19 protein-coding genes and 1 other RNA gene are annotated in these 21,857 nt (G+C 68.1%); 8 read left to right on the forward strand and 12 right to left on the reverse strand.

Annotated features, from left to right (window positions below):
* Nucleotides 1-5 precede the first annotated feature (5 nt).
* Entirely contained in the window at nt 6-1,625 is a 1,620-nt protein-coding gene (locus OWC43_RS04145) for a phosphoenolpyruvate carboxykinase (RefSeq protein WP_137828489.1), read from the forward strand.
* Between the two features lie 397 nt (nt 1,626-2,022).
* On the opposite strand, the gene OWC43_RS04150 is transcribed toward OWC43_RS04145, so the two are convergent.
* The 3 genes from OWC43_RS04150 to ffs form a co-directional block, all read right to left on the reverse strand.
* Nucleotides 2,023-2,346, reverse strand: coding sequence for a YbaB/EbfC family nucleoid-associated protein (locus OWC43_RS04150; protein WP_137828490.1), 324 nt, complete (start codon nt 2,344-2,346; stop codon nt 2,023-2,025).
* Between the two features lie 228 nt (nt 2,347-2,574).
* The gene (locus OWC43_RS04155) at nt 2,575-4,437 is read right to left on the reverse strand and encodes a DNA polymerase III subunit gamma/tau (RefSeq protein ID WP_393955803.1); all 1,863 of its coding nucleotides are present in this window, start codon (nt 4,435-4,437) and stop codon (nt 2,575-2,577) included.
* Nucleotides 4,438-4,497: 60 nt separating this feature from the next.
* Nucleotides 4,498-4,594: signal recognition particle sRNA small type (gene ffs, locus OWC43_RS04160), an RNA gene on the reverse strand.
* A gap of 193 nt (nt 4,595-4,787) precedes the next feature.
* Between ffs and OWC43_RS04165 the strand changes: the two genes are divergently transcribed.
* Complete coding sequence (locus OWC43_RS04165; protein ID WP_393955804.1) at nt 4,788-5,231, forward strand: DUF5991 domain-containing protein; 444 nt, start codon at nt 4,788-4,790, stop codon at nt 5,229-5,231.
* 33 nt (nt 5,232-5,264) lie between these two features.
* Here the strand turns inward: OWC43_RS04165 and OWC43_RS04170 are convergent, their stop codons facing one another.
* Nucleotides 5,265-5,525 carry a PepSY domain-containing protein gene (locus tag OWC43_RS04170; RefSeq protein ID WP_393955805.1) on the reverse strand — a complete coding sequence of 87 codons (261 nt, stop codon included), beginning with the start codon at nt 5,523-5,525 and terminating at the stop codon, nt 5,265-5,267.
* A gap of 198 nt (nt 5,526-5,723) precedes the next feature.
* Here OWC43_RS04170 and OWC43_RS04175 point away from each other — a divergent pair, with 198 nt between their 5' ends.
* Nucleotides 5,724-7,283 (forward strand): YifB family Mg chelatase-like AAA ATPase, encoded by a 1,560-nt coding sequence (locus OWC43_RS04175; protein WP_393955806.1) that lies wholly within the window; start codon nt 5,724-5,726, stop codon nt 7,281-7,283.
* Nucleotides 7,284-7,289: 6 nt separating this feature from the next.
* Here the strand turns inward: OWC43_RS04175 and OWC43_RS04180 are convergent, their stop codons facing one another.
* Nucleotides 7,290-8,345, reverse strand: a complete 1,056-nt coding sequence (locus tag OWC43_RS04180) for a PAS domain-containing protein (RefSeq protein WP_393955807.1) — start codon at nt 8,343-8,345, stop codon at nt 7,290-7,292.
* 131 nt (nt 8,346-8,476) lie between these two features.
* Between OWC43_RS04180 and msrA the strand changes: the two genes are divergently transcribed.
* The 3 genes from msrA (at nt 8,477) to OWC43_RS04195 (ending at nt 11,639) form a co-directional block, all read left to right on the forward strand.
* Complete coding sequence (gene msrA, locus OWC43_RS04185; RefSeq protein WP_393955808.1) at nt 8,477-9,136, forward strand: peptide-methionine (S)-S-oxide reductase MsrA; 660 nt, start codon at nt 8,477-8,479, stop codon at nt 9,134-9,136.
* Nucleotides 9,137-9,292: 156 nt separating this feature from the next.
* Entirely contained in the window at nt 9,293-9,922 is a 630-nt protein-coding gene (locus tag OWC43_RS04190; RefSeq protein ID WP_393955809.1) for a Pr6Pr family membrane protein, read from the forward strand.
* 193 nt (nt 9,923-10,115) lie between these two features.
* Entirely contained in the window at nt 10,116-11,639 is a 1,524-nt protein-coding gene (locus OWC43_RS04195; protein WP_393955810.1) for a hypothetical protein, read from the forward strand.
* Between the two features lie 161 nt (nt 11,640-11,800).
* Here OWC43_RS04195 and OWC43_RS04200 read toward each other — a convergent pair whose 3' ends face one another.
* From OWC43_RS04200 to OWC43_RS04215, 4 genes are all read right to left on the reverse strand, one after another.
* Entirely contained in the window at nt 11,801-12,697 is an 897-nt protein-coding gene (locus OWC43_RS04200; RefSeq protein ID WP_393955811.1) for an outer membrane protein, read from the reverse strand.
* 75 nt (nt 12,698-12,772) lie between these two features.
* Nucleotides 12,773-13,693 carry a ferritin-like domain-containing protein gene (locus tag OWC43_RS04205; protein WP_393955812.1) on the reverse strand — a complete coding sequence of 307 codons (921 nt, stop codon included), beginning with the start codon at nt 13,691-13,693 and terminating at the stop codon, nt 12,773-12,775.
* Between the two features lie 595 nt (nt 13,694-14,288).
* Nucleotides 14,289-14,768 carry a hypothetical protein gene (locus OWC43_RS04210; protein WP_393955813.1) on the reverse strand — a complete coding sequence of 160 codons (480 nt, stop codon included), beginning with the start codon at nt 14,766-14,768 and terminating at the stop codon, nt 14,289-14,291.
* A gap of 79 nt (nt 14,769-14,847) precedes the next feature.
* On the reverse strand, nt 14,848-15,810 hold the full coding sequence (locus OWC43_RS04215) for a polyprenyl synthetase family protein (RefSeq protein WP_137828513.1): 963 nt from the start codon (nt 15,808-15,810) through the stop codon (nt 14,848-14,850).
* Between the two features lie 42 nt (nt 15,811-15,852).
* On the opposite strand from OWC43_RS04215, the gene mtgA reads away from it, so the two are divergent.
* Nucleotides 15,853-16,590, forward strand: coding sequence for a monofunctional biosynthetic peptidoglycan transglycosylase (gene mtgA, locus OWC43_RS04220; protein WP_373324485.1), 738 nt, complete (start codon nt 15,853-15,855; stop codon nt 16,588-16,590).
* 109 nt (nt 16,591-16,699) lie between these two features.
* On the opposite strand, the gene OWC43_RS04225 is transcribed toward mtgA, so the two are convergent.
* A complete protein-coding gene (locus tag OWC43_RS04225) occupies nt 16,700-18,091 on the reverse strand; it encodes a deoxyribodipyrimidine photo-lyase (protein WP_393955814.1) in 1,392 nt (463 codons plus the stop codon).
* Nucleotides 18,092-18,569: 478 nt separating this feature from the next.
* Nucleotides 18,570-19,664 (reverse strand): TRAP transporter substrate-binding protein, encoded by a 1,095-nt coding sequence (locus OWC43_RS04230; protein ID WP_393955815.1) that lies wholly within the window; start codon nt 19,662-19,664, stop codon nt 18,570-18,572.
* A 131-nt stretch (nt 19,665-19,795) separates the two neighbouring features.
* Between OWC43_RS04230 and OWC43_RS04235 the strand changes: the two genes are divergently transcribed.
* Entirely contained in the window at nt 19,796-20,371 is a 576-nt protein-coding gene (locus tag OWC43_RS04235; protein WP_393955816.1) for a tyrosine phosphatase family protein, read from the forward strand.
* A gap of 21 nt (nt 20,372-20,392) precedes the next feature.
* On the opposite strand, the gene OWC43_RS04240 is transcribed toward OWC43_RS04235, so the two are convergent.
* Entirely contained in the window at nt 20,393-21,508 is a 1,116-nt protein-coding gene (locus tag OWC43_RS04240) for a branched-chain amino acid ABC transporter substrate-binding protein (protein ID WP_393955817.1), read from the reverse strand.
* Between the last annotated feature and the right edge of the window lie 349 nt (nt 21,509-21,857).

The raw sequence follows: 21,857 nt of genomic DNA on the forward strand, positions 1-21,857 counted from the left end.
AGACCGTGACACAGACCGGCGACTTCAACGCGGCCCATGGCCCGGAGGCGATCGGCCTCCGCGACCTTGCCGCCGTCCACTGGAATCTCGAGACGCCCCGCCTCTACGAGGAGGCGCTGAAGCGCGGCGAGGCGCAACTTGCCCGTGGTGGAGCGCTGGTCGCAACCACCGGAAGCCATACCGGGCGTTCGCCCAAGGACAAGTACGTGGTGCGCGATGCCGCCACGGAGAATGAAATCTGGTGGGACAACAACGGCTCGATCACCCGCGAGCAGTTCTCCGTGCTCCTCGAGGACTTCCGGGCCCATGCCCGCGGCAAGGAATTGTTCGCGCAGGATCTGTTCGGGGGCGCCGATCCGGCCCACCGGGTGCGCGCCCGCGTCTACACCGAGTTCGCGTGGCACTCGCTGTTCATCCGCAATCTGCTGATCCGGCCCGAGCGCGACGCGCTGGCGTCCTACGTGCCGGAATTGACCATCATCGACCTGCCGAGCTTCCAGGCCGATCCGGCCCGGCACGGTTGCCGTTCGAAGACCGTGATCGCCATCGATTTCGCGCAGAAAATCGTGCTGATCGGCGGCTCCGCCTATGCCGGCGAGATGAAGAAGTCGGTCTTCACGTATCTCAACTACGTGCTGCCGGGCGCGGGCGTGATGCCGATGCATTGCTCGGCCAATGCCGCGCTCGACGCGTCCGGTGATTCGGCCCTATTCTTCGGCCTGTCGGGCACCGGCAAGACCACCCTGTCGAACGATTCTTCCCGTCAGCTCATCGGCGACGACGAGCACGGTTGGGGCAAGGACGGTATCTTCAACTTCGAGGGCGGCTGCTACGCCAAGACCATCCGCCTCTCGCGCAATGCGGAGCCGGAGATCTACGCCACCACCGAGCGCTTCGGCACGGTGATGGAGAATGTCGTGATCGATCCGCAGACCCGCGCGCCCGATTTCGACGATGCCTCGCTGACCGAGAACACCCGCTGCGCCTATCCGCTCGACTTCATTGCCAATGCGAGCGCCACCGGCCGGGCCGGGCATCCGAAGAACATCGTGATGCTGACCTGCGACGCCTTCGGCGTGATGCCGCCGATCGCCAAGCTGACCGGCGCCGAGGCGATGTATCACTTCCTGTCGGGCTACACGGCCAAGGTCGCCGGCACCGAGCGCGGGCTGACCGCGCCGGAGGCGACCTTCTCGACCTGCTTCGGGGCGCCGTTCATGCCGCGCCACCCGAGCGTCTACGGCAACCTGCTGCGCGACCTGATCGCCGAGCACGGCGTCGATTGCTGGCTCGTCAACACCGGCTGGACCGGTGGCGGTGTCGGGACCGGTCGGCGCATGCCGATCCGCGTCACGCGCCGCCTGCTCACCGCGGCGCTAGACGGCTCGCTCTCGCAGGTCGAGTTCCGTCGCGATCCGTATTTCGGCTTCGCGGTGCCGGTGGAGGTGCCGGGCGTCGAGACGCAGGTGCTCTCGCCGGTGGAGACCTGGACCAACAAGCCGGCCTTCGCCGAGACGGCGACGAAGCTGGTCACGATGTTCCGCGAGAACTTCAAGCGTTTCGAGAGCCACGTCGATGCCGACGTGCGGGCCGCGGAGCCGGTGGCCGCCCCGATCGCGGCTTGATCCGAACGACACCCCCTGCCGCTTCGGTCACGCGGCGGCAGGGCTGCGATCGTCACGAGCGAAGAATGCAACGGACGGTCCCGCCGACCGGGAGTCAGGCCGGCGGGACCTGCCGTGCCGCCATTGGGGGGCAAGTTCGGCCCGGCCCCGTGACCATGATCCCGTCGACGAACGAGCGCCTTAACATGGTTTGCTCTCCATGCGCTCGGGCTGGGGAAAGCCGGTTCGACCTCACGGCGCGAGGCCGATGCCATCGAGGAAACGGCTTTACCGGTGCCGCCGGACGACGGCGCTGCGCGCCGTCATCCGTGCGGTTCTCCCCCGCGGCGTGCGAAGCCCCGATCGGTTCAGCTTCGGCTCCACGGCGGGTACGGGGGATGGCTCGGTGGGAGACCAATCAGAACGGCAGCTTCATTCCGGGCGGCAGCGGCAGGCCCTTGGTGAGTTCGGCCATGCGCTCCTGGGCGGTCGCTTCCGCCTTGGCGCGGGCATCGTTGCAGGCTGCCACGATCAGGTCCTCGAGGATCTCGCGCTCGTCGGCGACCATCAGGCTGGGATCGATCGACACGCCGAGCATCTGTCCCTTCGCGGTCATGCGGACACTCACGGCATCGCCGCCGGCGGCGCCCCGCACCTCGACCGTGTCGAGTTCGGCCTGAAGCGAGGCCATCTTCTCCTGCATGGCCTGGGCCTGCTTCATGATGCCCATGATATCGCGCATGGCGGGTCGGCTCCGATGTCTCTTGGAAGGATCTCCTCGCAGACTTAGGCGTCGGCGCGGGCTACCGCCAGGGTGCCGGGTCGGCTCAATCGGCCGAAGATACATGGCTCCACGCTTCGAACGGTCGAAGCGCCTTGAGTCCTCGGCCTCGATCGGACTGTCTGGCGTTCGACGGACCCAGGCCGCGGAGGCCCTCTCCGACATTCGAGCGCGCGATCGGAAGGATGCTCACGCCTCGTCGTCCGGTTCGTCGGGCAGGGCCTCGACGGGACCGGTCGCCACCGTCACACCGGTCGCTGGACCGGCATCCGCCGCCTTGTCGCGAACATCGACGATCTGCGCGCCGGGGAAGCGCGACAGCACCTCGCGGACCAGGGGATGGGCCGCGGCATTCTCGTGCCGCGTCTGCTCGGCCGCGCGGGAATCCTGCTCGAGCGTCGGCGCCCCCTCGTCCTTGGACAGAGCCACGATCCAACGCCGCCCGGTCCACTCGTCGAGCGCTCGGGCGAGATCGTTGGGGAGGCTCGGGCGGCCGCCCTGAGCGAGGCGGAACTCGATGCGACCCTCCTCGAAGCGCACGAGATGGACATCCCGCTCCATCGCCACCTTGAGGGCGATGTCGCGCTTCGCCTCGGCGAGGGCGACCACGTCCTCGAAACGCCCGAGGCGGGGTCCGGCGGGAACCGCGGCGGGGCGGGCGGCCTCCGGTGCCGGATTGGCAGAAGCCAGCACCGGTCGGGGCGGGGCCGAGGCCCGCGGAGCGGCGAGCGGGGCGCTCTCGCGGGCCAGGGCTGCCGAACCGATGGCCGCGGAACGCGGGGACGACCCACCGGAGATCGAGGAGCCGGAGGCCGGCATGCCGGCGCTCGCCGGTGAATCCTCGCTGCGCAGGCGCCTCAGGGCCTCGTCCGGGGTCGGCAGGTCGGCGGCGTAGGCCAGACGCACGAGGGCCATCTCGGCGGCCGGGAGCGGACGGGGCGCGACCTGCACCTCGGGCAGGGCCTTGAGCAGGATCTGCCACGCCCGCGACAGGGCACGCACCGGCAGCCGGGCGGCGAAATCCGCGCCGCGGACACGTTCGGCCTCGCTCAGCGTCGGATCGGCGGCGGCGTCCGGCACCAGTTTCAGGCGGGTCACGAGATGGGTGAAGCCGGCAAGGTCGGAGAGCACCACCGCCGGATCGGCGCCCGAATCGTACTGTGCCCGCAATTCCGCGAAGGCCGCGGGGATGTCGCCGCGCATCACCGCCTCGAACAGATCGACGATGCGCGCCCGATCGGCCAAGCCGAGCATGTCGCGCACGCTCTGCGCAGTCACTGTGCCGGCGCCGTGGGCGATGGCCTGATCGAGGAGGGAGAGCGCATCGCGCACCGAGCCCTCCGCGGCGCGGGTCACGGCCGCCAGCGCCTCGGCCTCGGCGCTCACGCCCTCCGCGGCGCAGATCTTCTTCAGATGGGCCGAGAGGGTCTCGGCCTCGACCCGGCGGAGGTCGAAGCGCTGGCAGCGCGACAGGATCGTGACCGGGACTTTCCGGATCTCAGTCGTGGCGAAGACGAACTTGGCGTGGGGGGGCGGCTCCTCCAGCGTCTTCAGGAAGGCGTTGAACGCCTTCTCCGACAGCATGTGGACCTCGTCGACGATGTAGACCTTGTAGCGCGCCTCCGTCGGCGAGTAGCGGATGCCGTCGATGATGCCGCGGACGTCGTCGATGCCGGTATGCGAGGCCGCATCCATCTCCAGCACGTCCATGTGCCGGGATTCCATGATCGCCCGGCAATGGCGGCCGAGTTCCGGCATGCTCACCGTGGGGCCGGTATCGGGATGGCCGTCGCGGACATAGTTGAGGCCGCGGGCGAGGATGCGGGCCGTCGTCGTCTTGCCGACCCCGCGCACGCCGGTCAGCATCCAGGCCTGGGGGATGCGATTGGCCGCGAAGGCATTGGCCAGCGTGCGCACCATGGCCCCCTGGCCGATCAGATCGTCGAAGGTTTGGGGGCGGTATTTGCGCGCCAGCACCCGGTAGGGTGTCGCGGGGGCGGGCATGCCGGGCAGGCCCGGCTCGTCGGGGAGCGTGCCGTGCGTCTCGTCCATGCCGCCGTCGAATTTTTTGGATTGCCGGCCGCCGAGCCCGCGCGGGGCACGGGCGGCGAGGGTGGGAGGCTGGACAAAGACCCGCTCGGTCTCGTTAGGGCTGCTTCCTTCCGGACCTGACCCGGTTGGCGAGTGAAACGTCCCTCGCCAACCTCCCGAGGCCGTATATGACGGTCCGCGCGACCGGATGCAAGCCGGGCGATGGCGGGTTCGACAGGGCGATCCTGCGCCCGGGCAAGTCCCTGCGGTGGCGCCGCTCGACGAGGCTCGCAGCCCGGTTGCGCGCGCCGTAGGCTCCGGCCATGTTGCTCCGCAACGAGGAGGTCTCATTGCGGACGACGACGATACACGTGTGCCTCGCGGCGCTGTCGCTCTTCACGTTTACTCCCCTAGCTGCGGCGGAGGGGGCGAGCGGGGGCTGGCAGGGCCGATACCGCTACGAGCACGATGCCGGCCTGACCGAGGGTGGCTCCTCGGCCCATGTGACCTACGACCTCGTCATCGGTCCCGACGGCGCGCGGGGCGGCTGCGTGCTCACGGCACGCGGCTTCCAGACCGACGAGCGGATCATCTGCCACGCGCGTTCGGACGGCTCCATCCTGGCGGTGAGCTTCCACCGCTACGAGGATGGTCGCACGGTCAACAAGTACGGTGTCGCCGTCTACAAACCGGGCGAGACACTCTTCACCCTCTCGCGGGCGGCGGAGGCCGGCCTTCTGACGCGCTGGGGGGCTCTGGCGCCGGATGGCGAAAGCGTTTCGGAAAGCGGCGCGTTCTTCTCGCAATTCCGGTAGCGCCGGGCTCGCTCCGTCCGGCGCATCGATGTCTCACTCGGCTTCGCGCTTGACGATCTCGAACGTCTTCGGATCGAGCTTCAGATCGAACTGCTTGCCGTTGGCATCGATGGCGTCGTCCACCTCGATCATGCCGTCATCGAGCTCGATCTCCTTCCACTTGGTGAAGCCTTCCTTCTTCAGGATGTCTTCGACCTTGGTCTGCTGCTCGGGCGGAAGCTTCTCGTCGGCGAGCGCCGGTCCGGTGAGCAGGGCGGCACCCAGGAGGGCGGCGGCGAGGGGGCGAAACGACATTCAGGCACTCCGAGACGCATGATTTGCGGGTGGGGTTCACCCATCGAACGACCGGTCCTCCGCACGGTTCCGACGTCCGTCGTCCACCTTTCTCGCATTGCGCCGTTTCCCGCGCGACGCGCGGGCTCAGCTTCTGATTGTCAGCCTTCGAATGCCCGCCTAGGCTGCAATGTCCGGGACTGGAGACTTTTCTATCGCATGGTGACCCGCGTTGCCACGGTCGCGTTCGAGGGGATCGAGGCGCGGGCCGTCGACGTCCAGGTTCAGATCGCTCCCGGAGCTGTTGCCTTCACCGTCGTCGGCCTGCCCGACAAGGCGGTGGCGGAGTCGCGCGAGCGGGTGCGCGCGGCGCTGATCGCCTCGGGTCTGGCACTGCCGGCCAAGCGCATCACCGTCAATCTCGCGCCGGCCGACCTGCCGAAGGAGGGGTCGCATTACGATCTGCCGATCGCGCTCGCCGTCATGGGCGCCATCGGTGCGCTGCCCGAGGATGCGCTCAGCAGTTACTGCGTGCTGGGCGAATTGGCGCTCGATGGATCGATCACCGCGGTCGCCGGCGTCCTGCCCGCCGCGATGGCGGCCAATGGACGGGGGCTCGGCCTGATCTGCCCGGCCGCGACCGGGCCAGAAGCGGCATGGGCGGCGGGCGACATGGACGTCCTGGCGCCGCGCTCGCTCATCCAACTCGCCAACCACTTCAAGGGCAGCCAAGTGATGGCGCGGCCGCATCCCGCCATCGCCGCGCCGGCGGGCACGATGCCGGATCTCCGCGACATCAAGGGGCAGGAAGGCGCCAAGCGCGCCCTGGAGATCGCGGCGGCCGGTGGGCACAACCTCCTGTTCAACGGTCCTCCGGGAGCCGGGAAATCGATGCTCGCCGCGCGGCTTCCCTCGATCCTGCCGCCGCTGGACCCCCGTGAGCTGCTCGAAGTCTCGATGATCCAGTCGGTGGCCGGACAACTCAAGGACGGGGCGCTGTCGAACCGCCGCCCGTTCCGCCAGCCGCATCACTCCGCCTCGATGGCGGCCCTCGTCGGAGGAGGCCTCAATGCCCGCCCCGGCGAGGTCTCGCTGGCCCATGGGGGCGTACTGTTCCTCGACGAATTGCCCGAGTTCACGCCCCAGGTGCTCGATTCCCTGCGCCAGCCGATGGAGACAGGCGAGGTGATGATCGCCCGGGCCAACCATCGGGTCACCTATCCGGCCCGGTTCCAACTCGTCGCCGCGATGAATCCCTGTCGCTGCGGCATGGCGCTCGAACCGGGCTATACCTGCCGTAAGGGGCCGAACGAGCGTTGCGCCGCGCAATACGGCGCTCGCATCTCCGGACCGCTCCTGGACCGGATCGATCTGCGCATCGAAGTCGCCGCGGTCACCGCTTTCGACCTCATCCTGCCGCCGCCGGCGGAAGGCTCGGCGGAGGCCGCCGCCCGGGTCGCGGCGGCGCGGGATCGGCAGAGCGCCCGGTTTGCCCGCAAGGCCTTGCCGGCTTCCACCACCAATGCGACCTGTCCGGCCTCCCTGATCGAGGAGGCGGCCGCGCCCGATGCCGAGGGCACCGCCCTGATCCGGCACGCGGCCGAGACGATGCGCCTCTCCGCGCGCGGCTTTCACCGAACCCTGCGCGTGGCCCGAACTTTGGCCGATCTCGATGGCGAGGAGAGGGTGCGCCGGCTGCATCTGGCCGAGGCTCTCTCGTATCGCGGCCGTACGGAAGGGGTGGCCGCGGCGCGGCCTATGCCCTCGCCGACGGCCTGAAAGCGGCTACGCGCCGATCCGTTTCGCGGGAAAGTGAAACGTCATCCGAAGGCCACCGGACGGGTCCCGATCGAGATCGCGCTGTCCGTCGAGTTGGCGCACGAGCATATCCAGCAATGCCATGCCGTCGCCGTTGGCCTCGGGCCAAGCGGAGGAACGCTCATCCTCGACCCGCAACACCACACCCGAGTCGGATCCAGCCAGACGCACGGCGAGGCGGACCGGCCGATGCGGGACGGCGCGGCGAAGGGCGTGCGAGACGGCTTCGCTGAGGACCAGGGCAAGGGGCCCGGCCGCGTCCGCCCGGATCGTAACCGGCGCGAGGTCGAGGTCGAGGGTCACGTCGTCCCGGCCCGAAGCGTCGACCAGGGTTTCGGCGACCTCCCGGGCAAGCTCGGCGAGATCGTGCCCGCCATCGCCGCCGGGCGGCATTCGGTAGAGCGCCGCCAGGGCATCGATCCGGCCGATCGCCACGGCGAGGGCGTCCCGCACGGCCGGGTCGGCGCTGTCTCCGCTCTGGAGAACCAGCATCGCGCTGATCATCTGCAGGTCGTTGCGCGCCCGGTGTCCGACTTCGCGCAGGAGCAGGGCGTTCGCATCCGACGCCGCCTGGACCCGGTCGCGCTCGTCACGCAGGGCATAACGGTCGCTCACGTCGAGCTGCGAGGCGAAGAAGAACAGCAGCGTCCCGTCCTCGTCATGGACGGGGCTGACGTACAGAGCGTTGTGAAAGGTCGAACCGTCCTTGCGGTAGTTCAGCAATTCGGCGTGAATGTCCCGCTCGGCCGCGATCGCATCGCGCACCCGAGCGACCTCGGTGAGATCGGTGTCCGGTCCCTGGAGGAAGCGGCAGTTGCGGCCCGTGACCTCCAGCCGCGTGTACCCCGTCAGGGCCAGGAACGCGTCGTTGGCGAAGACGATGGGATTGTCGAGACGGCGCGGGTCGGTGATGATCATCGGCATGCGGGTCGCCCGCACGGCCGCGGCGAACGGATCCCCTCTGCCGGATTGCGTGCTCGCCCGCACCCGCTCCGTGAGCTGCCACCCGTCTTCGGATTCCATCCGCTCCTGAACGCCTCCGTTCTGCCGCCCCGCATCACGGGCGCGGAGTGTCGTCAAATCGCTTGCCGACGACCATATAGTGCGAAACCGATCCACGACATGGATCGGCGCACGCGATCGAGGGAACAGCCATGTTACTTTTTCGCAAGCGGCCCGAGATGCCCGCGCCCTCCGAAGCCCTTCCGGGCCGGCCCGAGCCCCTGCCGACCGCCGAGCGTCATTTCGTCAACGGCAACGCCTTGAAAGGTCCGTACCCGGACGACATCGAGACGATCGTGCTCGGTCTCGGCTGCTTCTGGGGGGCCGAGCGCAAGTTCTGGCAATTGCCCCGCGGCATCCATGTCACCGCGGTCGGCTATGCCGGCGGCTTCACCCCGAACGCGACCTACGAAGAGGTGTGCACCGGGCGCACCGGCCACAACGAGGTCGTGCTGGTTGCCTACGATCCGGCTGTGTTGCCGCTGACCGAGGTGCTCAAGGTATTTTTCGAGAGCCACGACCCGACGCAAGGGTACCGGCAGGGCAACGATGTCGGCACGCAGTACCGTTCCGGTATCTACACGGCCGATGAGGCGCAGGCCGAGACCGCGCGGGCCGTGCGCGATGCCTATGCCCCCGCGCTGCGGGCTCGCGGTTATGGACCGATCACCACCGAGATCGAGCCGCTGGACGTGTTCTATTTCGCGGAAGCCTATCACCAGCAATACCTCGCCAAGAATCCCGGCGGGTATTGCGGCTTGGGCGGCACCGGCGTCTCCTGCCCGGTCGGGACCGGCATCGCCGCGGAATGAGATCGACGCCGGGGTTCGCCCCGGCGTGAGGGACGCTTCCCGCATGGCCGGCGCAAGCTGAGCCGTCTTGCATCGCACCGGGGTCGGCCCTGAACGTCATCGGCGGGTCGCGAGGCGGAGGCATAAGCCCCTCGCCCCAGAATGACGCCGCCGGACATGCCATCGCCGCAAGCCCGTTTCGCCGCTGCCCTGATCACGCTCTGCGCCGCACTCGGGGTCATGGCGGGGTTCTGGGCCGTCCAGGGTCGGACCGGCTCGGTGCCTGGCGCGATCTGGATCATGCTCGCCTATTTCACCAACCTCACCGGCTTGGTCGTGACGGGCCTTTTTGCTTGGCTGGCTCTGGGTGGGGGCCTCTTCGCTGATCGCCGCCGCGGCTCCTGGTTGGTCGCCGGGACGGCGCTGGCGACGCTTCTCGTCGGGCTGGTTCAGCGATTGCTGCTCCAGGGCCTGCGCATCCAGCAGGACGGCGACCTCGTGGCCGATATTCTACTGCATAAGGTTGTGCCGGTTCTGGTGCCCCTCTTCTGGCTCGCTTTCGTTCCGAAAGGATATCTGGTTCGGCGCGATCCGCTGCTCTGGGCCTGCTATCCATTGGCCTACCTCGCCTGCGCCTTGATGCGCGGTGTGCGGGAAGGGCATTATCCGTATCCGTTCCTGGATATCGGCACCATCGGCGGGATGGCGGTCCTCGCCTATACGGCGGCGATCACAGCGGCTTTCCTCATCGTGGGATGGGGCATTGTCGCCCTCGACGGGGGGCTCGCCCGGCGCCGGGCCGCTTGAACGCCTCCGCTTCGACGATCCGCTGTGCAACCCTTTCCCGCCCTGGTGAATTTCGGCCCCGATCGCGTGCCTTCCTTCGGGGAAGGGACGCCCTAGTTTCCCCGCCGTGCTCCGGTCCAGCTTGCCCCCTCGCTCCCCCATCCCGTCCCGCGTCGTCGCGAGCGTCGCCACAAGCGTCTTCGAGCGTTTGCCCTTGCCCAATCTGTCCGCGCCCGTCTGGTCGGGCGCAGCGTTCCTCCTCATCTCCGCCCTGGCCGGACCCGCGGGGGCGGCGTCGAAGGGCAGCGCCTCGTGCTACCCCACCGGAGGTGGCAGCTTGGAAATCTGCCGCTCGGACGACGAAGCCGAGGGGGTCTACGCCCTGCCGCCGTCCTGCCGCTTCGTGCATGACGTCCAGATTCTCCGTCTCAAGGATTCCGGACCCCCAGGGCCCCTGCAGGTGATCTATCGCGGCGAGCCGCCACGGAAGGAGAGCCGTCGCGGCGATGACGCGTGCCCGGCCGATCTCCAGGCCGACGATCCGGCCGCGGGCGGCTCGGTGCGGATCGGGCGGCAGGTCGATGCGCTCGCCACGACCCTGCCGCAGACCGATCCCCGCTTCGTCGCGGCTGCCACGGAGGGTGCCGCTCCCACGCAGCAGGCGCGAAAATCCCGCCGCAACAGCCGTGAGAGCCGGCGTGCCCGGCGCGAGGCCCGGCGCGAGGCGCGAGAGGCGCGCGAGCAGGGGCAGATGACGTTCAAGCCGCGGCCCAGCGTGAACGAGGGAGACGCGTCAGGCAGCGCCATGATGGTCGCCGGGCGCGACTGGGCGGGTGACCCCTATTACGCGATCCTCACCACCGCCACCGAGCCGGTCGATGGGGGGCATCGGCGTGTCTTGGTTCAGGCCCGCACCTACGATTTTCAGGGCCTCGATCTGCGCATCGAGGCCGATCCCGGCACCGCCTGGATGCCGTTCGGCGGCGCGCCGCCGGAGGGCGAGCGCGACCGCCGTCGCCGGGGTGCTCGGCGCGCGGCGGCGATGCCGAAGCCGGCGCCGGTCCTCGATGAAACCGGCAAGGCGATCACCGGCAATTGCGCAGCGCCGGGCTTCGAGGCCCGCGGTCTCTCGGGCTCGATCGCGGTCGTCGATCGCACCTACCACTACTTCTACACCGACGTGCTGCCGGCCGATTGCGGCGCCCCGATCGAGAAGCGGCGCATGGGCCTCTACCTGCGCACCAGCCGCGACCCGCTCGGCGAGCGGAGCTGGACGGCTGCGGCGACGTTGATCGAGGGGCTGCCCGCCGACACTCTGGTGCGGGTCGCCAAGGCCCGGGGCATGGATCGCTGGGCGGTGGCCTATTCCTGCTCGCGACCGGTGACGGTCTCGGGGGGGCCGATTGCCGATATCTGCCTGCACTACACCACCGATCTCTCACCCGGCAGCATCAGTGCCCTGTCACTGTTCATGGAGCCGGTCGCGGCCGGGCACTCGACCGCCTATCTGGGTCTACGGTCCGGCGGCGACGCCCTCGGTCGTGTGACCCGCGACGGCTTCGGCTGGATGACCGACCGCTACGGAAATCTCGATGCGCCCGGCATCTATCCGGACAAGGGGGGCTTCCTGACTTGGCTCGACCGACGGGCGCCCCGCGCCGACGGCGGCGATACGTCCTCGCTCTACGGGCGGCCGGTCTTCTGGGCGACGTGGACGGTTCGACCGAAGACGCCTTAAGGCATCATCTCCCGCGCCGATCCGCACGTCCGGGGCAATTCCTGCCGCATCGGTTGACCGACCGCATCCTGGCCTCGTCCGCGCTGTAGAGCGCAGACACCAATAAAAAGGGCGCCCGGCGGTGAAGCCGGGCGCCCCTTTCGTTACGTCCTGCGGAAAGCTTAGTAGGTGCCGAACTTGTAGTTGATGCCGGCGCGAACGATATCGCCCTCGGTCCGAACCCGTGTCTGGGTCGCCGCGACCGGCGTGCCCGAGGCGGGAATGATGTCGTAGAAGCCGGTGACGGTGCGGCTGCCCAGATCGAAACGGAGATATTCGATCTTGAGCGTCACCGCGCTCGACTTGAAGAAGTTCAGGAAATTGTCGGTCGGCAACGCGTATTCGATGCCGCCGCCATAGGCATAGCCGGTGAGGAAGTCGTCGAAGCTGCCGGTGATGCTGGCGGTCGGGAAGGTGGTGAAGCCACCGAGCGTGTTGCCGATGTTGAGGACCGACGAGTACCGGGCCTGCCCATAGGCGAAGCCACCGGTTCCGTAGACCAGGAACCGGTCGAAGGCATAACCGATGCGCCCGCGCACGGTGCCGAGGAACGACAGCTCGCTCCGGGTCGCGCTCGACAGCTCCACGTCGTTGACGCCGGGAAAGCCCGGGAAGCCGACGATCGTCGCGGTGGAGGCGGTGCGACGGTTCAGGTCGGTATAGGCGGCATCCGCCTCGATACCGACGACGACGCCCGAGCCCGGCGTGAATTGGTAATTGTAGCCGATCTGACCGCCGCCGGTGAAACCACCGGAATCGCCGCGACCGGTACCGGTGCCGAGCGCCGCGAGATAGTCGGCGGTCGGGATCTGGGTGATGCCGAGATCGGTCACCACTTCACGACGACGATCGCTCCAGGCGTAGCCGGCGTTGAAGCCCGCATAGAAGCCGGTCCAGGTGAAGACCGGGACGGGGGTGAAGATGGGCGGCGGTGCGGCGCGGCGCGGAAGATCGGCGGCGCTGGCCGCACCGATCGCCAGAAGGGACGCGCCCCCCGCCAGCAGAGAACGTCTGATCATGATGGAGACCCAACTTTCATTCGAGAGCACAAGGCGGCTCCCGGGGCGGCGCGGAGCCGCCCCGGTTGCGCGAGATCAGCGGATCGTGCCGTTGAGGCCCGACGGGAAGAAGCCGCCCGGCTGCGTCGACGTGTTCAGGTAGACGATGTTGAGCACCTGGCTCGTCGTGCGGGCATAAGCCTGACCGTTGGACGGATTGGTCAGCGAGATATTGGCGATCGTGCTGGTGCCGATCCCCTGATCGAGATCGGTCGAGCCGTCGAGCGAGTCGCGGGCGTCCGAGATCTTCAGGGCCTGGTCGAACAGGCCGCGGCTGTAGAGAACCGTGCGGATCGTACCGGCGTGATAGGCCTCCGCCGACAGGATGCCGCCGGCCGCAGCCAGAACCGACTTGCTGGTCAGGAGCGGAGCCGCGCCAAGATAGGCCGACACGCCGACATCCTCGAAGATGTAGGCGGCGAGGAGGAACGAGGTCTCGTCGGCGAAGGCGTCGAACGTCTGTCCCGAGGAGATCAGGCCCGCGGCCTGGGCGGCTGCGGTGAAGGAACTCGTCAGGTTGATCGCCGGGCGGGCGACCCGGGCCGAGCCCAGCGCGCTGCGCAGGAACTGGACGTGAATGCGCTCCTCGCTGGCGATCTCGACGGCGTAGTTGCGGATCGCGGCGGTGGCGAAGTTCACCTGCCGGCCGCCGGTGACGGCGCCGAGGGCACCGGTGCCGGTCACTTCGGAATCGCTCAGACCACGGCCGGTGGCGCCGCGCAGGTAGAACTCGGCTTCGAGATATTCGAGGTTGAGCGCGAAGTTGAGGATATCGGTATCGGTGACGGTCTGGGCCGCCGCCGGGCTGAAGCCGGCCGAGCCGACCAGTGCCGAGCCGGCCATGCCGAGGCCGACGCTCTGAATGAACGCGCGCCGTCCGGCGGCGAGATCGACGCCTGCCGGCGCCGAAAGGGCGGGGCCGGCCTTGCCGCCCGCGCGAAGGAACTTGAAGACCACTGTGACGCTCCCACCCATTGTTTGGCTTGCGGCAGCATCTTGTTCAGATGTCTGAACCCTGCAAAGCAAAATGGCGATGGAATAGAGCGTAGTTATGCCAATGTGCGATGTTGTTGCAAATCAAGCACATCCAGAGATAGAAATTTGTTGATTTAAGATGGATTGCGGGCTGTGATGCCCCGCTTGGATAAAGGTTTCGGCAAACGAATACACATTATCGTGAACGGCCACGCTTCTGTGCGGTGGTGATTCGGTGTGGATCGAGGGGGAAACACGCGCCTCCGTAGCGCCATCCAGCCTTGAAATCCGTCAGACCCCATCGCCGCGGGTCGCGGGTGATCCGGTGTCGGCAACGTCGGGGTGAATACAGGTCGCGGGAAGGCCCCACGTTCGGGACCGCATCGGCCGATCGCGACGATGACGACCGCCCTCGGGCGCCGCCTCGCGGCTTACGGCGCGCATGCCCGAGACTCTGCCGCATCCGGGTGTGGAGACGGCCGTGCGGCCAAGGGTACTCGGGCCCGAGCGATAGAACGATGAAGGCTGAGATGCCGCCGTTTCGAAAGGGCGGCGAAGGCCCTGGGCTCTGCGGCGTTCAGCGCTCGGCGGCGTCGCTCATGGCGCTGGCATTGATCACGGGACCGGTGGCGGGCGGCGTCTCGCTTCCGGTGGTACGCAGGATTCCGCGAATGTCGGCGCCCTCCGCACCGAACCGCGCCCAGGCCGCACGGCAGCGGCGCTGGTCGGAATCGGCCTGGAAGTAGCGTTCCTGTTCGTCCAGCAGGGTGGCGTAGACGGCGGCGCGCACGCCCCGCTCCTCACCGACATAGAGATGGTAGATTCGGCCCCAGAACGCTTCGTCGATATCCCACTCGCAGCGGCCGGCCGCCTTCATGAGGGCGAGCTTGCGCAGGCTCTGCCGCTCGGCATGGGGCATGGTGAGGAAGCCGAGCTGCGCCTTGATCGCCCGGCCTCCGGCCTCGTAGCCGCTCTCGCTGGACAGCGCCCAGCCGAGATACAGGCTGCCGCAGCCGAGCAGGCCGCCGACGAGGAGCAATGCTCTGAGAGGGGTCATGGGCAGGCCCTGATTCGCGGATCCGAGTCGGCCCGCGAACCTTGGCGGCATCAAGGACGCCCGGATCGGCAAGACCGTGTCAGGCCTTGCGGGCGACGGTGAAGCGCGCGGCGTCCTTGAGCACCTGTGCGCGCGCCCCCCAGGGAGCCACGGCCTCCTCGCACACGGCGACCAACCGGTCGCACTCGGCGCGCGCGCCGTCGAGGCCGAGGCGGTCGACCAACGTGGCCTTGCCGGCATCCTTGTCCTTGCCGGTCGCCTTGCCCATCGCCTCGGGCGAAGCCTCGCGGTCCAGGATATCGTCGGCAACCTGGAAGGCCTGACCCAGGGCCTTGCCGTAGCGCAGGAGCGCCGCACGCTCGTCGGCGCTCGCATGGCCGACGAGGGCGCCCGCCTCGACCGAGAAGGCCAGGATCGCGCCGGTCTTCATCGCCTGCATCCGCAGGGTGTCGTCGATGTCGAGATCGGTCGGGCCGAACCGTCCTTCCGCCGAGAGGTCGAGGAGCTGGCCGCCGACCATGCCGCCGAGGCCGGAGGCGCGGGCGAGGCCCAGGACCAACTCGGCGCGGATGCCGGCATCCGGCTGCCAGCGCGGATCGGCGGTCACCTCGAAGGCCAGCGTCTGGAGCGCGTCGCCGACGAGGATCGCGGTGGCCTCGTCATAGGCCTTATGCACGGTTGGCTTGCCGCGGCGCAGGTCGTCGTCGTCCATGGCCGGCAGGTCGTCGTGGACGAGGCTGTAGCAATGGACGAGCTCGACACCCGCGCCCGCCGCCAGGGCCGCATCCTCCGCGCCGCCGAGCATCCGCGCGGTCTCGATGGCGAGGAACGGGCGCAGCCGCTTGCCGCCGCCGAGGACGGCATGGCGCATCGCCTCCATCAGGCGCGGCGGGCGGGCGATCTCGCCGGGCTGCAGGTTCGGCCCGAGCAGCTCGACGAGAAAACGCTCGACGGTGTCGGCGACCTCGGTGAGCCTGTGGGTAAACGGGTCGCTCGACGCGTCCGGCTTGACCGAAGGGGTGGGAGCCTGCGTTGAGGTCATCGAGACTGGCCTGGATCGGGGAGGGGCAGAGGCGCCGTGCGCTTGAGCGATGAGAGCGAGACGGAGCCGCGCGGGCGCGACCTGAGAACGGTGGCCCGACCGAAGCGGCGCAGCGGGGTACGGCGCATCGTGACGCTCATGACCCTCGCTCCCATTCTGGTCGTCGCCCTCATGCTCACGCTGGCGCTCGTCTATAGCCTGGCGACCCCGCCCTCAACCCTGATGCTCGGGCGCTGGCTGACGTCGCAGCCGACGCAGCGGGACAGCGTGCCGCTCGAAGCCATCGCACCGGTTCTCGTCCAGGCGGTGGTGGCCTCCGAGGACCAACGGTTTTGCCTGCATCAAGGGGTCGATTGGGGGGCGCTGCGCGACGTGGTCGATGACGAGGAGGGCCCGAGCCGCGGCGCCTCGACCATCACCATGCAGACGGTCAAGAACGTGTTCCTTTGGCCGGGCCGTTCCTACATCCGCAAGGCCCTTGAGATTCCCCTGGCGCTGATGGCCGAGGCGATCTGGGGCAAGCGCCGTGTGATGGAGATCTATCTCAACGTGGCCGAGTGGGGGGAGGGCGTGTTCGGTGCCGAGGCCGCCGCCCGCCATTGGTTCCGCAAGAGTGCCCGCGACCTGACACGAGGCGAGGCGGCTCTGCTCGTTGCGAGCTTGCCGAACCCGATCCTGCGCAACCCTGCGAAACCGAGCCCCGGCCTGCGCCGGATCGCCGGGCGCATTCAGGGCCGGATGGGGCAGGTGGATGGGTTGATGGGATGCCTGAAGCGCTGAGGGCATCGACCACAGAGGCTGGGAGAGAACGAAGCCGCCGGCACGCTCCCCGCGATCGCGGCACTGTGCGATGGACAATCCACGCTTCGAGCGGGACAGATTCGTTGTCTCAGCCCTTTTCCGCCTCGCACAGTCGGGTCACTGCCCGCTCGTAGCCTTTCGCGTCGAACTTCTTGAGCGAATTCTCGCTCTGGTAGCGCACGCTTCCGAAGATCTTCCGGGTCTGCCACGGGCGGTCATGCAGGCCATAAACCCAGGCAACGTTGGTGAACGAGTTTGCGTCGCGCCCGTCGAGAAAATAGCGGTTGTTGAGCCGCAGGGTCACCGCAAAGCCCTCTTCCGGCGAGGGTGACCATTCGAGGATCTTCTTGCCCCAATACATGCGCAACTGGTTGTGCATGTAGCCGGTCTCGCGCATCTCCCGCATCGCCACGTTCCAGTAATGGTCGTGGGTCTTGCCCTCGGCCAATTCGGTCTCGGAATAGAGGCGGGGACGGGGATCGTCCGCATGCTCGGCGAGGGTTTTCTTGGCCCAATCGGGGAGGGCGGTTTCGTAGGAATCGTACCCGTCCGTGTGGAACACATGGTTCATGGCGAGTTCGCGACGAACGATTAGTTCTTCGAGATAGGCGGAGCGGTCGTCGGTATCACCGGACTTCGCGGCGCGGACCGCGAGGGCGATCTCGACCGGCGAGATCTGCCCGAAATGCAGGTAAGGGCTCATATGCGAGGCGGCGCCCGCCTCAGGCTTGTTGCGTCCGGCGCCGTAGCCTTCGAACGCCTCGTTCAGGAAGGTTGTGAGGCGCCGTGACGCCTCGCCATGTCCACCCTTGAATCGTCTCACGGGGCCGACCGTGGCGTCGAGGGTCAGCTTCTTGAGGAGCTTGTCCGGATCCGAGACGTCGAGCCCACCCTTAAGCTTCGGTATCGGGCCGGACTTCTTGACCTTGCGCGGCCGCAGCACGTCCAGAAACTCGTCCCACTTGCGATTCAGCTTCGGTCGAAGCGTGCGCGCGGCATATTCATGTTTCTGCGAGGCCGTCTCGACCGGCACCACGACGTCGCCCTCGACTTGGAGGAGGTGGCATTCCACCCCCTTCTCGATCTCGGCGTACCACCGGCGTTGGATGGTCAGATAACCCCGGTCGAGCACGAGCAGGGCAGCCCGTTTCGCGAGATCGATGGCCACCTCCGAGGGCGTGCCGCGTCGCAGGAGGAAGGTGATGCCACGCTTCTCCAACGCCGCCGCGACCTCGCTCAGTCCTTGCAGCATGAAGGCGTAGTGCCGGACATTGGCCTCGGGAAAGCCGTTGGCGCCGTCGAGCAGCCCGAAGCAGACCAGCACCGGCAGGCCGAGGCGGTTCGCCTCCTCGATGGCGAGCTCGAGAGCCGGATTGAACGCGGCGCGCTGCGATTGCTGCATCAGGTAGAGGACATAATCCGCGTCTCCGCCCGGCGGCTCGTCACGCAGGACGCGGATACGGTCGGATTGAATAGCCATGCCTCAGCGGTTCCGGAGCGGGCGGACTGATTCGGCATGGCCGAGCGCCCCAGCCCGGAGGAAGCGCTGCGGCGTCGAATGCGCAAGTCGGGCGAAGGTTGCTCCGGCCGTCATCACGAGCTCTGGACGACGGGTGCCGGGGCCGCAGCCCGGCACGAAAACGTGAGACCGATCAAACGCCTGACGCGGCCGGCCCGAGATCAGGCTCGGCCGTTCTACTGTATCCGGGCCGTCGTGACCTGGCTCCAGCCTCCCCCTTATGGATGAGGCATTTCGGATACAGATGGTATCGATGTGCGCCAAAGCACCGATGGAAACGACAATTGCCGATGCCGCGACTTGAAAAAATTCGAGGCAAGCGCATTTTGTGCATTGCGGGAGCGCGGACGGCGTCCTCGGTCCCGCTGCCCTCCTTGGGCGTTTCCTCCCTAGACTTCGGGCCGCCTCGCAAGGGCGGCTTTTTTTTGCCCAGCGGTGCTCAACCTCGGGCGCGGGCGCGGATCATGAAGTTGTCGTAGGTGTACTCCGCCACCTGAAACCAGAGGTATTCCTCGTTCCGGAAGGTTCGGAGCGCGTCGTAGACTCGCTTGAAGTCGGGATTCTTCGCCGAGAGATCGGTATAGACCTCGTTCGCCGCCTTCCAGGCAACCTCCATCACGTCCTGCGGGAACGGCCGCAACTGCGCGCCGCCGGAGACCAGCCGACGCAAGGCCTGCGGGTTGCGGGCATCGTAGCGGGCCTGAACCTCCGTGTTCACCTGCGCCGCCGCCGCCCTGAGGATCGCCTGATAGGCCTTCGGCAGGCCTTTCCAGGCATCGGCGTTGATCCAGAAATGCAGCAGCGTGCCGCCCTCCCAGAAACCCGGGTAATGATAGATCGAGGCGGCCTTCTGCAGGCCGAGCCGCTCGTCGTCGTGCGGGCCGATCCACTCGGCGGCATCGAGCGCCCGACTTTCCAATCCTTGCAGGATCTCCGGTCCCGGCGTCGCCTGAACCGCGGCGCCGAGCTTGGCCATCACCGTGGCACCGAGCCCCGTGATGCGCAGCTTGAGCCCCTGAAGATCGTTGACCGTCTTGATCTCCTTGCGGAACCAGCCGCCCATCTGCGTGCCGGTATTGCCGCCCGGCAGGGCCGTCAGACCCTGTTTGGCGAAGATCTCCGAGAAAAGCTCCGCCGCGCCGCCCTGGAGCCACCACGCGTTCTGACCGCGGGCATTGAGTCCGAACGGCATCGCGGCGGCAAGGGCGAAGGCGGTGTTCTTGCCCATGCCGAGGGTCGCGGGGGCGTGACCCATCTCGACCTTGGCGGCGGAGACCGCATCGAGCAGACCGTCGGCCGCCACGCTCTCACCCGCCGCCGAAACCTGAATCTGAAAGCGCCCGTCGGTCGCCTCCGCCACGGATTTGGAGAGGCTCTCGGCCGCGCCGAAGAGGATGTCGAGATTGCGGGCAAAGCCCGAGGCGAGACGCCAGCGCACCTCCGGGGCGGATTGTGCGCGGGCGGGGGCCGCGAGTGCGGCGGTGCCGAGGCCTGCGGCGAGGAGCGCGCGCCGGGGCAGGGTCCGCTGGGGCATCGTGTCGTCCGGCCTCGCATCCCTGCGGCGATGGCCGCCGCCCAGATCCCTTACACGCCCGGTGCCGTACACGCGAAGGGGGAGGGCCGGAAAACGTCGCCTTGCAGACCGTCTCGTGCTAGGCTGATCCCGTGCGTAGCGATCAACTTCACCTCCACACCGTCTGCGGCCTCGACGAACTCGTCGAGCACGAGGCACGGGGCGTCAGTCACGTGCTGTCGATCCTCGATCCCGATAGGGCCGATCCGACAGCCTTCGCCACCTACGGAACCCATCGGCGCATCACGTTGCGCTTCCACGACGCGATCGAGGCGGCCCCGGGCGTCGTCCTGCCGGAGCGCGAGGATGTGGAGACGATCCTGGCCTTCGGTCGCGACGCGGCGGCCTCCGGTGGCGAGGTCCATATCCTCGTCCATTGCCATGTCGGCATCTCGCGCTCGACCGCCGCTCTGGCGAGCCTGTTCGCGCAGGCGGAACCGGAGACGCCGGCCGAGACCCTGATCGCCCGCCTGCATGATCAGCGGGAAAAGGCGTGGCCGAACGCCCGGATGATCGGGTTTGCCGACGACATTCTGGGGCGAGGGGGCAGCCTGAGCGAGGCGGTGCGCCAGCTTCACGGGCTTCAGCTTCGCAAGCGCCCGCATCTCGACGCCATCATGCGCGATCTCGGCCGCGGCGCCGAGGTCGACGCGGCGTTGCGGGGTTAGGCCGGGTCCGAGGCCGTCGCCTCAATTCCCCTTGGCCGGCGTGAAATTCCCATCGCGCCAGACGTAGAGCACGTAGCCCTGGGCGGTGATATCGCCCTTCGCATCGAAACCGACCGTGCCGAGCACGGTGTCGAAGCGCTCGCTGTGCAATGCCTTGGCGATGGCGGCGGCGTCCGTGCTTTGGGCAAAATTGCCTGCAGCCACCAAGACTTGAAGCGCAGCATAGCCGTAGATCATCGAGCCGTCGGCATCGATCCCCTGCGTCTTGAACGCGGCGACGACACTCTGCGCCTCCGGCTTGCGGCTCGGATCGAGGTAGAAGGTCATCAACACGCCGTTGCTGGCACCGCCCGCGATCTTGGCGAAGTCCGGCGTGGCGATGGCGGATGTGCCGAACCATTGCGGTCGGAAGCCCCGTTCGGCGGCGATGCGCACCAGCCGTCCCATCTCGCTCGCGTCGCCGCCGTAATAGACGACGTCGATCCCCGCCGCCTTGAGCCGGTCGGCCAGGGCGGCGTCGTCGGCATCGCTCGCCTGGAAGGCGGTGAACAGGGCTTCGTTAACGCCGATGCGGTTGAGATTGTCCTTGGTGGCCGCGGCGAGCTGGCGCGAGGCCGGCGACAGATCGTTCAGGATAGCGATCCGCCGATCGCGGAAGCGCTCAGCCAGGATGGCGGCCGACAGCTTGCCCTGATCGTCGTCGCGGCCGCTGACCCGGAAGATCGTCGGGAGCGAGCGATCGGTCAGCTTGGCGGCGACCGAGGCGGCGGTGATCATCACGATCCCGTGGGCAGCGTAGACGTCCGAGGCGGCGAGCGAGGCATTGGAGCACACATGCCCCACGACGAGGCGTACATTGGCCTGCACGTAGTGATTGGCGACGCCGACCGCTTGATTCGAGTCGCAGGAATCGTCCTGGACGTCGAGCACGATGGTCTGGCCGTCGAGGCCGCCTCGGGCATTGGCGTCGCGGGCCGCCGCCTGCACGCCGCGCAGGACCTGCTCGCCCACCGCGACGTAGGGGCCGGTGCGCGGCACCGCCACGCCGACCGTGATCTCCGCGGCGGCGGGCGCGGCGGCCACCATGGCAAACCCGGTCAGCAGAGTGCCGAGGACGAGAAGGCGTCGGACCGTCATGTCGCCTGTTTCCCAGCCGGCCGCGCCTTTGCCAAGGTCCATCGGCTCGGTTCCTCGCCGCCGTTCAGGACGACGATCCTGTTTCGCGTCTCTCCTCCGTGTCGGTCCGACCTGACATCGGGAGGCTCCCCGCCCTATGGAACGATGGGCGCGGGCCTTTTGGCAAGTCGATCTTTTGGATGAGACGGGGAGAACCTGATCGGACGATGATCCTAGGCCGCATCCTATCGCGTGACGGTGTAGATGGAGGCGGCGGATCCGACGGGGGAGGCGATGGTGGAGACGACGCTGAGCACCTTGGCCACCTCGGAGAACGGCGCGCTCGACACGTAGAGCAGGTCGCGGTTGC

The organism is Methylorubrum sp. POS3 (assembly GCF_043352485.1).
In the GTDB taxonomy this organism is placed as follows: Bacteria; Pseudomonadota; Alphaproteobacteria; order Rhizobiales; family Beijerinckiaceae; genus Methylobacterium; species Methylobacterium suomiense.

Excerpts from the sequence above, each read along its gene's own strand:
- OWC43_RS04215 (WP_137828513.1), bottom strand. The coding sequence starts at position 15,810 with ATGACCTCAACGCAGGCTCCCACCCCTTCGGTCAAGCCGGACGCGTCG.
- OWC43_RS04190 (WP_393955809.1), top strand. The coding sequence starts at position 9,293 with ATGCCATCGCCGCAAGCCCGTTTCGCCGCTGCCCTGATCACGCTCTGC.
- OWC43_RS04150 (WP_137828490.1), bottom strand. The coding sequence starts at position 2,346 with ATGCGCGATATCATGGGCATCATGAAGCAGGCCCAGGCCATGCAGGAG.
- OWC43_RS04180 (WP_393955807.1), bottom strand. The coding sequence starts at position 8,345 with ATGGAATCCGAAGACGGGTGGCAGCTCACGGAGCGGGTGCGGGCGAGC.
- OWC43_RS04225 (WP_393955814.1), bottom strand. The coding sequence starts at position 18,091 with ATGGCTATTCAATCCGACCGTATCCGCGTCCTGCGTGACGAGCCGCCG.
- OWC43_RS04230 (WP_393955815.1), bottom strand. The coding sequence starts at position 19,664 with ATGCCCCAGCGGACCCTGCCCCGGCGCGCGCTCCTCGCCGCAGGCCTC.
- msrA (WP_393955808.1), top strand. The coding sequence starts at position 8,477 with ATGTTACTTTTTCGCAAGCGGCCCGAGATGCCCGCGCCCTCCGAAGCC.
- OWC43_RS04155 (WP_393955803.1), bottom strand. The coding sequence starts at position 4,437 with ATGGACGAGACGCACGGCACGCTCCCCGACGAGCCGGGCCTGCCCGGC.
- OWC43_RS04200 (WP_393955811.1), bottom strand. The coding sequence starts at position 12,697 with ATGATCAGACGTTCTCTGCTGGCGGGGGGCGCGTCCCTTCTGGCGATC.
- OWC43_RS04175 (WP_393955806.1), top strand. The coding sequence starts at position 5,724 with ATGGTGACCCGCGTTGCCACGGTCGCGTTCGAGGGGATCGAGGCGCGG.
- OWC43_RS04210 (WP_393955813.1), bottom strand. The coding sequence starts at position 14,768 with ATGACCCCTCTCAGAGCATTGCTCCTCGTCGGCGGCCTGCTCGGCTGC.
- OWC43_RS04240 (WP_393955817.1), bottom strand. The coding sequence starts at position 21,508 with ATGACGGTCCGACGCCTTCTCGTCCTCGGCACTCTGCTGACCGGGTTT.
- OWC43_RS04170 (WP_393955805.1), bottom strand. The coding sequence starts at position 5,525 with ATGTCGTTTCGCCCCCTCGCCGCCGCCCTCCTGGGTGCCGCCCTGCTC.